This is a genomic window from Micromonospora palomenae, from assembly GCF_007829925.1.
GTDB lineage: Bacteria > Actinomycetota > Actinomycetes > Mycobacteriales > Micromonosporaceae > Micromonospora > Micromonospora purpureochromogenes.
On the sequence record NZ_VIXA01000006.1, the window covers coordinates 170557 to 184725 of the forward strand.

Sequence of the window (14169 nt, forward strand, 5' to 3'; positions counted from 1 at the left end):
TCCTCTCAGGCGGGGCGGTGACGCGGGGCGCCGGTGGCCGGACACCCCCTCAGCGGGCGAACGGCTCCAGCATCACCGCGGCGGCGCGCAGCCACGCCTGCCGGGTATCCGGCTGGAGCTGGTGGTACTCGATCGAGGAGCCGGTCTCCAGCGCCGGGTCGTACGGCACCACGGCGACGGCCCGGGTGCGGGTGGCGAAGTGCCGTTCCAGGTCGTCCTGGAGCTGGGAGCGGCCGGGCGTCGGGCAGGAGATCAGGGTGACCGCGTTGTCGGCCAGCTCCCCCATCCCCTCCTCGTGCAGCAGGTCCAGCATCCAGTCCGCGCTGAACGCGGCGTCCTCGCGCGGCACGGTGGTCACCACCAGCTGATCGGCGGCGTGCATGACGGTGCGCCAGTTGGCGCTCTCCACGTTGTTGCCGGTGTCCACGCAGACCACGTCGTGGGTGCGGCGCAGCAGCTCCAGCACCCGCTTGACGGTGAACTGGTCCAGCCGCTGGGCGAACCGGGGGCTCTCCTCGCCGGCCAGCACGTCGTACGAGCCGTCGGAGGCGTGCCGCAGGTAGTCGTCGAGGGACTCCAGCAACTCGGCGCCCTCGCGGATCTCGATGTGCGCCAGGTCGCTGATCAGGTGCCGGATCGTCCGGGCGTGCCGGGCGCTGCCGGCGCGCAGCCCGAGGGTGCCGCGCAGCTCGTTGTCGTCCCAGGCCAGCACGCCCCGGCCGCGGACGCTGCCGACGGTGGCCGCGGCGAGCACGGTGGCGGTGGTCTTGTGCACCCCGCCCTTGGGGTTGGCGAAGGCGAGCACCCGGGGCGTGCCGAGGTCGCGGCGCAGCACGGCGGCGGCCCGCTCCTGCTCGTCCTGCGGGGCCTGCGGGCGCCACTCGATCCGGGCCGGCTCGATCCGCGCCGGCGCATAGCCCCGGTCGGCGGTCACCGCCGGCGGGTACGCCGGCTCGGCGGGCACGGCCGGCTCCGGCGGATAGGTCGGCTCGGGCCGGTACGACGGCTGCGGCGGGTACGCCGGCTCGGCCGGGGCGTAACCGGGTCGGTAGGCGTCGTCGAGCAGCGGGGCGTACCGCGACTCGACCGGCGGCGGCTCGTGCCGGTAGCCGTTGTCCAGCAACGCGTAGCGGGACTCCGCCGTCGGCTCGGGCGGATAGCCGGGCTCGGCCCGGTAGGCCGGCTCCGGCGGGTACCCCGGCTCACTCCGGTACGACGGCTCGGGCTGGTACGACGGCTCCGGCTGGTACGACGGCTCGGGCTGGTACGACGGCTCCACCCGGTACGCCGGGTCGACCCGGTAGGTCGCCTCGGCCCGGTAGCCGGGGTCGGCGCCGTACCGGGGCTCGACGGGCGGCACGGCGGCCGAGGCCCGGCCGGACCAGCCGGTGCCCGGCCCGCGCCGGGGCAGCGCCTCGCGCGCCGGTGGCGGCTCCTCGGGGCGCGGGTCGGCCTCCGCCGGCTCGCCGGCGCGACCGCCGAGCCGGGCGCGGTCGAGCAAGGCCCGCCATCGCGGTGCCGGTTCGGCCGACCGGCCCCAGCCGGTCTCGGTGCCGTCCAAGGCTCGCCCTCCCCGCGCCATCGATCTCCGCCTGACAGGCTACGAACGAAACCCTATTCGGACCACACCTGTCCCCGCACATCCCCCATGGGCAATCCTCACCCGCCCGGCGCCGGTCCACCCCCACCGCCGGTGTCCGGCGAGGTCGGAGGCGGTGTGGGCGCCCGCGAGCCGGCCGATCCGCCGGGTGAGGGATCGATCACGTCCCGTGCTTGTTCCGACGAAACGCCCACCGACGGAACGCCCACCGACGGGAAGTCCAGCGCGGTGTCGGCCGGCGGCCGCACCACGTCCCGCTGTTCGGGCAGCGGCGGCAGGACCACCGCCCGGTCCAGCCGGCGCAGCTCCGGGGCCGGGTCCACCGCCCGCACCCCGGGCCGGCCGGCCAGCTTCCGCAGCACGGCGGGGTCGGCGCGCACCACCGCCGCGTAGACGCACGCGCACCCCGTCCGGTACGCCCGCGCCTCCCGCGCGGCGACCTCCGCGCCGGTGGCGTACACCCGGCGCAGCTCGCCGTCGCCGGTGCCGGCGGCGCGGGCGCGCTGGTCGGCGGTCTCCCGGTCCTTGCGGTCGGCCACCGCCGCCATCCCGGCGACGACGTCCTGCGGCAGCAGCTGCGCCGCCAGGCGGACCACCTCGGTCTGCCGGTCGGGCAGCGGCACCCGCGTCACCACCTCGGAGGCCGGCGCGTCGGCGAGCACGCCGGGCAACTGCGCCGGCGCGAGGTAGCCGGTGAACGAGACCAACGCGTACGTCCCGGACGGCGACTCGGACGGCGGCAACGCGGCCAGTTCGGCCGCGGCGGCGCGCACGTACTCGGGAATCCGGTCGCCGGGCCGCACCCCGACCCGGGTGACCTCGCCGACCGTGCGGTCGCCGACCGGCTCCTCCCGGCGCCCCGCCCAGCCGGCGGTGAGCAGCACCGCCCCCACCGCGGCGAGCGCGGCCGAGGTCAGCCAGCGCGGCCGGGCACGGCCGGGCCGGCCCACCGGCGGTGTCGGCCGGTCGGCCGGTGGCGGTGCGGCGGCGCTCACCGGCGCGGGCCCCCTGTCGGCTCGGATCGGGTGGGGTTGGGTCGGCTCGGACCGGATGCGGTCCGGTCGGCTCGGACCGGGTGCGGTCAGTCGCGCAGGATCGCCAGCGCCCGGGCCAGGTCGTCCGGGTACTCGCTGACGAAGGTCACCTCGTCGCCGGTACGCGGGTGCAGGAAGCTCAGCGACCGGGCGTGCAGCCACTGCCGGCCCAACCCGAGCCGGGCCGAGAGGGTGGGGTCGGCGCCGTAGGTGATGTCGCCCACGCAGGGGTGCCGCAGCGTCGAGAAGTGCACCCGGATCTGGTGCGTGCGGCCGGTCTCCAGGCGCACGTCGAGCAGGCTCGCCGCCGGGAACGCCTCGATGGTGTCGTAGTGGGTGATGCTCGGCTTGCCGCCGGAGACCACCGCCCAGCGGTAGTCGTGGTGCGGGTGCCGGTCGATCGGGGCGTCGATGGTGCCGCGCAGCGGATCCGGGTGCCCCTGCACCACGGCGTGGTAGCGCTTCTCCACCTCGCGGTACTTGAACGCCCGCTTCAACGCGGTGTACGCCTGCTCGCTCTTGGCCACCACCATGATCCCGGTGGTGCCGACGTCGAGCCGGTGCACCACGCCCTGCCGCTCGGCGGCGCCGCTGGTCGAGATCCGGTGCCCGACGGCGGCGAGGCCGCCGATCACGGTCGGCCCGGTCCAGCCGGGGCTGGGGTGGGCGGCCACGCCGACCGGCTTGTCCACCACCACGATGTCGTCGTCGGCGTGGACCACGGTGAGGCCCGGCACCGCCTGCGGCACCACCGTCGGCGGCGCGACCGGGGCGGGCAGCGTCACCTCCAGCCAGGAGCCGGCCTTCACCTTGTGCGAGTTGGGCCGCGCGGCCCCGTCGACCAGCGCGTCACCGGCGTCGACCAGGGCCGCCGCGGCGGTGCGGGAGAGCCCGAAGAGCCGGGACACCGCCTGGTCCAGGCGCATGCCGTCGAGCCCGTCCGGGACGGGCAGGGACCGCTGGTCGCCGCCACCGGCGGCGAAGGCCGAGGTCACGCCCGCTCCCGGGGGTGAGCGCCGGTGGCGTCCCGGTCGTCGGCGGCCGCGTCGTCGGCGCGCTGCGTACCGACCCGGCTGCCGTCGCGCTGGCGGCCGGTCAGTTCGAGCAGCACGGCGAGGAGCACCCCGGAGACCAGCGCGCTGTCGGCCAGGTTGAACACCGGCCAGACCTGCCCGTACGGGTCGAAGAGGCTGACCATGTCCACCACGTGCCCGACGAAGTGGCCGGGGGCGCGGAAGATCCGGTCGGTGAGGTTGCCCAGCGCGCCGCCCAGCACCAGGCCGAGGGAGACCGCCCAGGGCAGGGAGCGCAGCCGTACCGCCATCCAGACGATCCAGCCGACCACACCGATGGTGATCAGCGGGAAGATCCAGGTGTGGTCGGCGCCGATGCTCCAGGCCGCCCCGCTGTTGCGGGTCAGGGTCAGGTAGACGGCGCCGCCGAGCAGGCGTACCGGCCCCCGGTCGTCGAGCGTCACCAGCGCGAGGTGCTTGGTGAACAGGTCGGCCAGCAGGGCCGCGAGGGCGATGCTGGCCAGGACCACGACCGCCTTGCGGCGAGGCGTACCGTCGCCCGGCTCAGCGGTGCCGGATCCGGCGGTCGGTGCTGTGGTCATCGACTCCCCATCGACTGTCCGACGGTGAGGGGTTCACCGTCTCGCGTTCGTCACCGGGGAGCGGACGTCAGCGCCGCTCCTCCAGCTGCTTGCAGGTCACGCAGAGGGTCGCCGACGGGAAGGCGGCGAGCCGCTCGACCGGGATCGGGTTCCCGCACCGCTCGCACCACCCGTAGCCACCCTCGTCGAGGCGCTCCAGGGCCCGCTCGACCTGCGTGATCCGTTCCCGGATGCTGTTGGCGAGGGAGATCTCCTGCTCGCGCTCGAACGTCTTGGTGCCGGTGTCGGCCTGGTCGTCCCCGGCCGAGTCGGTCAGCCGGTCGCGCTGCAGCTCGGTGATCTCGCTCAGCGTCTGATCGTACTCGGCTCGCAGCTCGTCCCGTCGGGCCGCCAGGGCCGCCCGGATCTTCTCGGTCTCCGCCGCGCTGCGGGTGGCCTTCACCGCAGGCTTGCGGCCGGCGGTCCTGGTGTCGGCTGGCTTCGCCATCGTCAGCTCCCTCAGCCGCGTAACGCGGCGCTCGGCGGTGTCCGGACAGGGGTCACCGGCCTGGCGTCCCCCACGTAACAAAACGGGCGCACGGCATCGAGGGCCGCGCACTCCGGAGGTTGGCAAGAATACGGAACGTACAGGCGTCCGACAACGTGGCGCACCGTCGTGCCGCTATTCAGCCCCTAGTAAGCCCTAATTGGGGCAAAGGGAACGCTAGCAGATCAGCCATCCCGATCCTCGCCGTACTCGCCAAACCACCTGGCCAGTCGACCCCGCCGACTGACCGCCCGCAGCCGCCGCTCGACCTCGTCCCGCACCCCGGCGGTCGCCACGATCAACAGGCTGTCGCCCGTCTTGAGCCGGGTGTCCGGGCCAGGCACGAAGCCCGCCCCGTCGCGCAGCACCAGGGTCACCGAGGCACCCACCGGCAACCGCAACTCGTCCACGTGCACGCCGGCCAGCCGGGAACCCGGCGGCACCTCCAACTGGAGCAGGTCCGCCCGCATCCGCTCCAGCGGCGCCGTCTCCACCCGGATCTCGGCCAGCTCGGCCGGCGCGGTCACCCGCAACCGGCGGGCCGCCGGCGCCAGCGTGCCCGCCTGCAAGAGCGTGAAGATCACCACGAGGACGAAGACCGCGTCGAAGAGCTGGTCCGCCCCGGGCACCCGCTCGGAGAGCGGGATGGTGGCCAGCACGATCGGCACCGCCCCGCGCAGCCCGGCCCAGGACAGGAACGCCTGCTCGCGCAGGTTGACCCGGAACGGCAGCGCGGCCACCAGCACCGACAGCGGCCGGGCCAGCAGCAGCAGGGCCAGGCCGGCGACCACCGCCGGCAGCACCGCCGCGTCCAGCCGGCTGGGCGTGGCCAGCAGCCCGAGCAGCACGAACAGCCCGATCTGGGCCAGCCAGGCCAGCCCGTCGGCGAAGCCCAGGATGGCCTGCCGGTGCGGCAGCCGGGCGTTGCCGAGCAGCACCCCGGCCACGTACACGGCGAGGAAGCCGGAGGCATGCAGCACCGCCCCGGCCGCGTACGCCAGCACGGTGAAGCCGACCGCGGCGATCGGGTAGAGCCCGGACGAGGGCAGCGCCGCGCGGCGCAGCGCGAAGCGGCCGGTCAGCCCGGCGGCGAGCCCGACCGCCGCCCCCACGCCCAGCTCGTAGCCGACCAGGAACACCTCGTACCACCACGGGTGACCGCCCTCGGCGCCGCGGGAGAGCAGCACCACCAGGATCACCACCGGGGCGTCGTTCATCCCGGACTCGGCCTCCAGCGTGGCCACCAGCCGGGGCGGCAGGCGCAGCCGGCGCAGCGTGGCGAAGACCGCCGCCGCGTCGGTGGAGGAGAGCACCGCGCCGTAGAGCAGGGCGAGCCGCCAGTCCAGGCCGAGCAGCAGGTGCACCACCAGGCCGACGACCAGGATGCTGACCAGCACCCCGACCGTGGAGAGGGCGGCGGCCAGCCCGAGCACCGGGCGCAGGGTGCTCCACCGGGCGGTCAACCCGCCCTCCGCGATGATCACGATAAGCGCGCAGAAGCCCAGCACCCGGGTCAGCTCGGCGTCGTCGAAGCGGATGCCGAGGCCGGCCTCCCCGATCGCCACGCCGAGCGCCAGGTAGACCAGCAGACTCGGTACGCCGAGGCGGGTGGAGAAGCGGACCGCGCCGATCGCCACCAGCAGGACGGCGGCGCCGAGCAGCAGCGCGAGGTCCAGCCCCGCCGTCACGGGCCACCGACCCGCAGCGCCCTCACCCGTCCGATCCGTCTCGCAGCCGGTGGAGCACGTCGGTCACCCCGGGGGCGGGACGCTCGACGGTGAACAGCTTGTCGCGGCTGGCCGCGCCGGTGCGCAGCGACACCGCGGCCGGTCGTACGCCGAGCGCGTCGGCCAGCGCCTTCCGGGCCGCCTCGGTGGCCCGCCCGTCCACCGCCGGCGCGTTCACCGCGATCACCAGCGCGGGACCGTGCGGGCCGTCGAAACGGCCGCCGACGCGGGCGCGGGAGGCGCCGGGCTTGACGCGTACCGCCACGGTGAGCGGCTCCCCGGTGGGCATCGACGCGACTCAGCCGGGTCGGGTGTCGGCGAGCAGGGCGGTGTCCGGCGCGCAGTCCGCGCACGGGGTGAAGCCGAGCGAGACCGCCTCGGAGACCGGCAGCGGCTCGTCGTCCCGGCCCAGCAGGTGGGGGCAGGAGCGCAGGTGGTAGCGGGGACGGCCGTCGACGACCCGCACCTCGGTGTCGAGCCGGGCCACCCACGCGGCGTCGGCGGGGGACACGTCCTGGGCCTCCGGTTCGTCGTCGACCTCGGCCTGTTCCGCCGCCCAGCCGCCGGCCGTCCCGTCGCGCCAGCGGCCCGGCGCCGGACTCACCGAGTCCCACGGGCTGGCGTCGTCGACGTCGCGGGAGCGCCCGGCGGCCGGCGTGGGCTCCCACGCCGGGTCCGCGTCCGGTGCGCGGCGCGCGGCCATCCCGTCGGAGTCCCACGGGCTCTCGGCCTGCGGCTCCCACGGGTCGGCGTCGCCGGTCACCGGCGGCTCGGGCGGTTGCCGCCACCCGTCGCCACCGGTGCCGCTCGTCGGGGGAACGTGCTGGACGGGGATCTCCGGCTCCACCGGGGCGTAGGGCTCCGGTGGAGTCGTGGCGCGGGGCGTGCCCGCGAACCCCCGGCCCGCGCGCGGCCCGGGCCGGTCCGTCGTCGCCTTGGCGGCGGCCACCTGGCGGGCGCCCGCGATCAACGCGACGGCGGCCAACAGGCTGGCCGCGATGGAACTGATCAACAGGGTGCTGGAGCCGTCAGCGAGACCGAACACCAGCAGTACGACCGCGACGAGGATGAGCAGCAGACTTGCGACTATCACGGCTCACCCCCGCCGCGTCGTGTCGGTGTGGCGCGGTCGGCGACCGTCGGGCGACGGCCGCCGACCGTGGATCAGCGACCGGCTTCGAGAGCGCCGGAGCGACCGCCGCCGTACGAGCCGGCGAGGCTCGCGGCGGCCAGCCCGTTGCCGGTGGCGGCGCGGCTGCCCTCGGCGCGGGTCATCTCGGCCTCCAGGCCCTGGCCCCGGCCGTCGAGGTCCCGCAGCTGGCTCTCCAGGTACGCCTTGAGCCGGGTGCGGTACTCGCGCTCGAACTGCTTGAGCTCCTCGATGTGCTTCTGCAGCGCGGTGCGCTTGGCGTCCAGGCCGCCCATGGCCTCCTGGTGCCGCTGGCGGGCGTCCCGCTCGAGGGCGTCGGCCTTGGCGCGCGCCTCGCGGGTGACCTCCTCGGCCTTGGACCGGGCCTCGGAGAGAAGCTGGTCGGCCTCGCGGCGGGCGTCCGACACGTGGTCGTCGGCGGTGCGCTGGGCCATCATCAGGACCCGCAGCGCCTGCTGCTCGCCGTCGCCACCGCCGGCCGGGCCACCGGCGGACCGGACCTGCTCCAGCTCGGCCTGCATGGCCCGGGCGGCCTGCTCGGCCGCGGCCTTGTCGCGCTGCACCCGGTCGAGCTGGGCCTTGACGTCGTTGAGCTCCGCCGCGAGACGGGCGTCGCCGCCGGGGCCGGCGGGAGCGCCACCACGGCCGCCGCGCTCCACCTGGGCGCGCAGCTCGTTGTTCTCCTCGATCAGACGGGCAAGCTCACGCTCGACCTCGTCCAGGAAGGCGTCGACCTCCTCCTCGTCATACCCCCGCTTGCCGATCGGCGGCTTTTTGAAGGCGACGTTGTGGACGTCGGCCGGGGTCAGCGGCATCGAAACTCCTCGGGTCAGTTGCGGCCGCGTAGCGGGCTGGGCCACCGGACGTTCATCCGATGATCAACCGCTTCAACACGAACTCCATCAGCACGAACAGGATAACCAGGAGCACAAGGGAGGCCAGGTCGATGCTCACGGTACCAATTCGCAGTGGAGGGATCACACGCCTCAACGCCTTGAGAGGCGGATCAGTGACGCTCCACACGGATTCCAGTCCCGCCGATGCCCCGCGCCCCGGTTGCCACCGGCGACCGTACTGCAGGACGGCGCTGAGGACGAATCGGGCCAACAGCACAATTAGGAAGAGGTACAGGAGCAGGTACAGCGCTTGGAGCACGATCGACAACACGGCAGGCGACGTCCCTCGGTCGGGCGGACTTAGCTCAGGCTGAAAAAGCCGCCCTCAGCGATCTTGGCCTTGTCCTCCGCGGTGACCTGGACGTTGGCCGGTGAGAGCAGGAACACCCGGTTGGTCACGCGCTCGATCGTACCGCGCAGCCCGAACGCCAGCCCGGCGGCGAAGTCAACCAGCCGACGGGCGTCGGCCTCGTCCATCTCGGTGAGGTTGATGATCACCGGAACGCCGTCGCGGAAGTGCTCGCCGATGGTGCGCGCCTCCCGGTAGGTGGTCGGGTGCAGCGTGGTGATCTGGTAGCGCTGCTCCTCCTCGGCCACCACCGCGCGCTCGCGCGCCTGGGTCTGCGGAGCCAGGGCCAGGTTGTCCCGGGTGTGGTAGGTCAGCGCACCCGAGGTCTCCCCCGCGCCGGACCGCGTGATCGAGCGGACGCTGGACCGCTCGACCCGCTCCGGACGCTCGTCGTCGGCCCGGTCGGCCTCCACAGCCCGGCTCCCGCCGCGCTCGCTCAGCCGGCCCCGCTCGCCGAGCCGCGGGCGCGGCGCCGGCGGCTCCTCCGACTCGTCCTCGTCGTCGTCGGCGAACTCCTCGGAGTACCGGCTCGACCGGTACCGCGAGTCGCGGTAGCCCGGCTTGTCGTAGCCGTCGTCGTAGGCCCGCTCGTCATCCTCCTCGACGAGACCGAGCCAGACCCCCGCCTTGCGCAGTGCACCCATCCCGCGCCCTTCCGTCCGCCGTGCGGCACGCACCCCCGTGCCGTGTCGCCTGATCACGAATGGACAATCCATGCCCACCGGATCGGAGCGGCAATCCCCCGACAGGCGATTCGCGGCCGCCCGCCGTGGCCCCCGACAACGGGACGCCGTTCCTCAAACAACACAGATGTAATTTGCTTCTACCGCGGTCAGGCTACCGCAGCGTGGGACGCATTCCGAGCAACGCGCTGCCGAGGCGGACATGTGTCGCGCCATATTCGATGGCCGCTTCGAGGTCGCCGCTCATTCCGGCGGAGAGCGCGGTCGCCTCCGGGTGCCGGTCGCGGAAGCGCGCCGCCACCTCGGCGAGCCGGGCGAACGCCCGCTCCGGCTCCCAGCCCAGCGGCGCCACCGCCATCAGCCCGGCCAGCCGCAGGCCGCCGGCCCCGGCCAGCGCCTCGGCCACCGGGCCCAGACCGCGGTCCGGGTCGGCCGAGTCCGGCAGCGCGCCGCCGCGCGCCGGGTCGCCGTCGATGCTGACCTGCACCAGGGCGTCCAGCGGCCGGTCCCGGCCGGCGGACGCGGCCGCGTCCAGGGCCCGGGCCAGCCGGACGCTGTCCACCGAGTGCACGACGTCGGCGTAGCGGACCACCGAGCGGGCCTTGTTGCGCTGCAGCTGCCCGATGAAGTGCCAGCGGACGGCCACCCCGGCGGCGGCCACCTCGGCCGCCTTCGGCGCGGCCTCCTGGTCGCGGTTCTCCCCCACGTCGGTCACCCCGAGCCCGGCCAGCGCGACCACGTCGCCGGCCGGGTACGTCTTGGTGACCGCGATCATGGTGACCTCGGCGCGGTCCCGTCCGGCGGCGGCGCAGGCGTCGGCGATCCGGGCGCGGACCCGGGCCAGCCCGGCCGCGAGTTCGGCACGCCGGTCGGGCCGTACCGTGGCTGGTTCGTCGGTCATCGGCGGAGCTCAGGAACCGTTCTTGAGAAAGTCGGGCACGTCCACGTCGTCGAAGAGCACCCGGCGCGGCGACTGCTGCTGGGCCGGCAGGGTGGTCGGCGGCGCGACCGGCGGGTTCTGCGGCGCCGGCTGGTTCTGGTTGGTCTTGCGCGGCACCTCGGCCGCCTTGTACGACGGCGCGCCGCCGTCGAAGCCGGCCGCGATGACGGTGACCCGGACCTCGTCGCCCAGCGCGTCGTCGATGACCGCGCCGAAGATGATGTTGGCGTCCGGGTGTGCCGCGTCGGTGACCAGCTGGGCGGCGTCGTTGATCTCGAACAGGCCGAGGTCGGAGCCGCCGGCGATGGAGAGCAGCACGCCCCGCGCGCCGTCCATGCTCTGCTCCAGCAGCGGGCTGGAGATGGCCGCCTCGGCCGCCTCCACCGCGCGGTTCTCGCCGCGGGCGCTGCCGATGCCCATCAGCGCGCTGCCGGCGCCGCTCATCACGCTCTTGACGTCGGCGAAGTCCAGGTTGATCAGACCCGGCGTGGTGATCAGGTCGGTGATGCCCTGGACACCGGAGAGCAGCACCTGGTCGGCGGTGCGGAAGGCGTCCATCATGGAGATGTTGCGGTCGCCGAGCGCCAGCAGCCGGTCGTTCGGGATGACGATCAGCGTGTCGCACTGGTTGCGCAGCTCGTCTATGCCGGACTCAGCCTGCACCTGGCGGCGCTTGCCCTCGAAGGAGAACGGTCGGGTCACCACGCCGATGGTGAGCGCGCCGAGCTTGCGGGCGATGTTCGCCACCACCGGCGCGCCGCCGGTGCCGGTGCCGCCGCCCTCGCCGCAGGTCACGAAGACCATGTCGGCGCCCTTGAGGACCTCCTCGATCTCGTCGCGGTGGTCCTCGGCGGCGTTCTTGCCGACGTCCGGGTTGGCGCCGGCGCCGAGGCCCCGGGTCAGCTCCCGGCCGACGTCGAGCTTGACGTCGGCGTCACTCATCAGCAGCGCCTGCGCATCGGTGTTGATCGCGATGAACTCGACGCCCTTGAGCCCAACCTCGATCATCCGGTTGACGGCGTTGACGCCGCCGCCCCCGATGCCGACGACCTTGATGACCGCCAGGTAGTTGTGCGGAGGTGTCATCTCCGGTCCTTTCCCTTCGAGATTGGCATCGCCCCGACCGGGTACGGCGTGGCCAGACCGACGGTCGACGACAGCTGTCACCACAGAGGATCAGGAATAAACCCTCACCCTCTACTAGAGGCTTACAGTTATGTCAACCACTGATCCTCTTCGGGGCAACGTAAGCGCCCCCACGCCGAGAGCCAAGGACCTGCCCGGCGTGTCGCCGCCCTTAGCGGGACGGCTCACGTCCGGCGGCACCGATCACTTGAAAGTGACCACGTCGGGTGCGCTGACGTCGATCGTGTCGGCCTTGCGACCCAACAGCGCGGTGGCCACCCGCGCCTTGTCCGTCCCCCGGGTCGCATCCCCCCAGACGACCGTCCGATCGCCACGGAGGGTGAGGCTGATCCGGGCCAGCCCCTGCACGGTGAGCTCGGTCAGCTCCGCGCGCAGCGGCGGGGTGAGCACCGCCAGCACCTCCAGCGCCGCCCGGGTGCCCGGGTCGTCCGGGCCGGGGGTGGCCAGCCGGACCACCGGCAGGCCGTCGGGGGCGCGCGGCGCCGTCCGGAACACCACCCCGTCGGCGTCGAGCACCACGAACTGCCCGTCCCGGGGCACCGCCGCGACCCCGGTCCGCTCCACCACCGTCACCACCAGCGTGCCCGGCCAGTCCCGGGTGACCGTGGCCCGCTCGACCGGGGCCAGCGCGCCGATCCGGCGGCCGGTCGCGGCCAGGTCCACCCGGGCCAGCGGGACCCCGTCCGGAACCCCCGCGGCCTCCCGCACCTCGACCGGGGTGACCAGCTCCGCGCCGACCACCCGCACCTCGCGGACCCCGAACAGCCCGGTGCCGAGCACCGTCCAGGCGACCAGCGTGGCCACGGCGAGCACCGCGGCGGCCACCGCCCAGGGCAGGGCCGCGCGCATCCGCCGCTGCCGCGCCCGGGCCATGAACCGCCGGGTGGACGGCGGGACCGCGTCGCTGCCGGCCCGGACGAGCTGCCAGCGCCGGACCGGGTTGCGCCGGGGGCCGCCGCCGTCCGTGCCGGCGGTACGGCCCCGCGCCGGACCCGGACTCATCCGGCGGCGGAGGCCGCGCCGTCCGGGTCGACGGCCACGCCGAGGGCCGTCGGGTCGGCGGCGCCGCCGGAGGCCCGCGCGGTGAGGGCGTCGATCAGCTGGTCGCCCATCAGGGAGATCGGCGGGGCGCCCATGGTCACCACCACGTCGCCGGGGCGGGCCCGGCGGGCCACCTCGGCCGGGGCGTCCTCCCACGAGTCGACGAACACCTTGTGCGCGGCGTCCAGCGGCACCGCCTCGACCAGGGCCGCGGAGCCCTCCCCCGGCTGGCGCAGCTCGCCCGGCCCGAAGACCTCCAGCAGCACCAGCTCGTCGGCGATGCCCAGCGCCGCGGCGATCTCCGCCTGGAGATCCCGGGTGCGGTAGAGCCGGTAGGGCTGGAAGACCACGATCAGCCGGCCGTCCCCGGCCACCTCGCGCAGCGTCTGCAACGCCAGCGTCATCGAGGTCGGGTGGTACGCGTACTCGTCGTAGACCAGCACGCCGTCCGCGACGCCCTTGCGCTCGAAGCGCCGGCGTACGCCGGGGAAGGCGCCCAGCGCCGCCTCGGCCGACTCGACGGGCAGCCCGAGCAGGTACGCGGTGAGCACCGCCGAGGCGCTGTTGAGCCCCATGTGCCGCCCCGGCACCGGCAGCCGGATCTCGCCCAGCGAGTGGCCGTCGACCTCGGCCAGGAAGCGCACCCCCTGCGCGGTGGAGGCCATGTCGTCCAGCCGCAGGTCGGCGTCGGGAGACAGGCCGTAGGTGTGCACCCGGCGGCCCTCCGCGCGCAGCGTCTCGGCCAGCCGGCGGCCGCCCGGGTCGTCGGCGCAGGTGATGATGAAGCCGTCCGGGTCGGTGAGCCGGGCGAACTCGGCGAAGGTCGCCTCCAGGTTGGCCAGGTCGCCGTAGGTGTTGAGGTGGTCCGCCTCGATGTTGGTGATGATCGAGACGTACGGGCGGTAGATCAGGAACGAGCGGTCGCTCTCGTCCGCCTCGACCACGAAGTACTCGCCGGTGCCGTGGTGCGCGCCGGAGCCGACCTCGGAGATCTCCCCGCCGATGACGAAGGACGGGTCCACCCCGGCCTGCTGGAGCACCATGGTGACCATCGAGGTGGTGGTGGTCTTGCCGTGGGTGCCGGCGACCGCCACCGTCCGGCGGCCGGTCATCGCCGCGGCGAGGGCCTCGGAGCGGTGCAGCACCCGCAGGCCGCGCCGGCGGGCCTCGACCATCTCCAGGTGGTCCTGCGGGATGGCCGAGGAGTAGACCACGGTGTCCACGCCGTCGAGGTTGCTCGCCTCGTGGCTCATGTGGATCGTCCCGCCGAGCGCCCGCAGCCCGGCCAGCGACGGCCACTCGCGCAGCTCGCTGCCGGAGACCGGCAGGCCACGGGTGAGGAAGAGCCGGGCCAGGCCGCTCATGCCGACCCCGCCCACCCCGATCAGGTGGATCCGGCCCAGGTCCTCGGCGGTGAGCGTGCCGGCCGGGGTGAACTGCGCGGTGTTCATGCCAGGTACCT

15 protein-coding genes are annotated in these 14169 nt (G+C 74.4%); all 15 read right to left on the reverse strand.

All coding sequences use genetic code 11. The features are described 5' to 3' along the window. Positions 1-49 precede the first annotated feature (49 nt). Positions 50-1582, reverse strand: a complete 1533-nt coding sequence (locus FHX75_RS29565) for a MinD/ParA family ATP-binding protein (protein WP_154943855.1) — start codon at positions 1580-1582, stop codon at positions 50-52. A gap of 77 nt (positions 1583-1659) precedes the next feature. Further along, entirely contained in the window at positions 1660-2595 is a 936-nt protein-coding gene (locus tag FHX75_RS29570) for a hypothetical protein (RefSeq protein WP_246158819.1), read from the reverse strand. An 86-nt stretch (positions 2596-2681) separates the two neighbouring features. Then, a complete protein-coding gene (locus tag FHX75_RS29575) occupies positions 2682-3629 on the reverse strand; it encodes an RluA family pseudouridine synthase (protein WP_154943856.1) in 948 nt (315 codons plus the stop codon). Beyond that, positions 3626-4249: a signal peptidase II gene (gene lspA / locus FHX75_RS29580; RefSeq protein ID WP_154943858.1), complete on the reverse strand. Its 624-nt coding sequence runs from the start codon at positions 4247-4249 to the stop codon at positions 3626-3628. The genes FHX75_RS29575 and lspA overlap by 4 nt, the downstream gene beginning before the upstream one ends. A gap of 67 nt (positions 4250-4316) precedes the next feature. After that, entirely contained in the window at positions 4317-4736 is a 420-nt protein-coding gene (locus FHX75_RS29585; RefSeq protein WP_154943859.1) for a TraR/DksA family transcriptional regulator, read from the reverse strand. A gap of 224 nt (positions 4737-4960) precedes the next feature. Further along, a complete protein-coding gene (locus FHX75_RS29590) occupies positions 4961-6463 on the reverse strand; it encodes a potassium/proton antiporter (protein ID WP_154943861.1) in 1503 nt (500 codons plus the stop codon). A 22-nt stretch (positions 6464-6485) separates the two neighbouring features. Continuing rightward, positions 6486-6791, reverse strand: a complete 306-nt coding sequence (locus FHX75_RS29595) for a DUF167 domain-containing protein (RefSeq protein WP_154943863.1) — start codon at positions 6789-6791, stop codon at positions 6486-6488. Positions 6792-6800: 9 nt separating this feature from the next. Then, positions 6801-7451: a hypothetical protein gene (locus FHX75_RS29600; protein ID WP_425463548.1), complete on the reverse strand. Its 651-nt coding sequence runs from the start codon at positions 7449-7451 to the stop codon at positions 6801-6803. A 215-nt stretch (positions 7452-7666) separates the two neighbouring features. Next, positions 7667-8467: a DivIVA domain-containing protein gene (locus tag FHX75_RS29605; protein ID WP_154943867.1), complete on the reverse strand. Its 801-nt coding sequence runs from the start codon at positions 8465-8467 to the stop codon at positions 7667-7669. Between the two features lie 52 nt (positions 8468-8519). Beyond that, positions 8520-8819: a YggT family protein gene (locus FHX75_RS29610; protein ID WP_088961129.1), complete on the reverse strand. Its 300-nt coding sequence runs from the start codon at positions 8817-8819 to the stop codon at positions 8520-8522. Between the two features lie 29 nt (positions 8820-8848). Continuing rightward, complete coding sequence (locus FHX75_RS29615; protein ID WP_154943869.1) at positions 8849-9541, reverse strand: cell division protein SepF; 693 nt, start codon at positions 9539-9541, stop codon at positions 8849-8851. A 193-nt stretch (positions 9542-9734) separates the two neighbouring features. Beyond that, positions 9735-10481, reverse strand: coding sequence for a YggS family pyridoxal phosphate-dependent enzyme (locus FHX75_RS29620; protein ID WP_154943870.1), 747 nt, complete (start codon positions 10479-10481; stop codon positions 9735-9737). 9 nt (positions 10482-10490) lie between these two features. Continuing rightward, entirely contained in the window at positions 10491-11606 is a 1116-nt protein-coding gene (ftsZ, locus tag FHX75_RS29625) for a cell division protein FtsZ (protein WP_154943871.1), read from the reverse strand. Between the two features lie 243 nt (positions 11607-11849). Further along, on the reverse strand, positions 11850-12668 hold the full coding sequence (locus tag FHX75_RS29630; protein ID WP_154943873.1) for a cell division protein FtsQ/DivIB: 819 nt from the start codon (positions 12666-12668) through the stop codon (positions 11850-11852). After that, positions 12665-14158, reverse strand: coding sequence for a UDP-N-acetylmuramate--L-alanine ligase (murC, locus tag FHX75_RS29635; protein ID WP_154943874.1), 1494 nt, complete (start codon positions 14156-14158; stop codon positions 12665-12667). Before murC ends, FHX75_RS29630 begins: the two co-directional genes overlap by 4 nt. Positions 14159-14169: the final 11 nt, after the last annotated feature.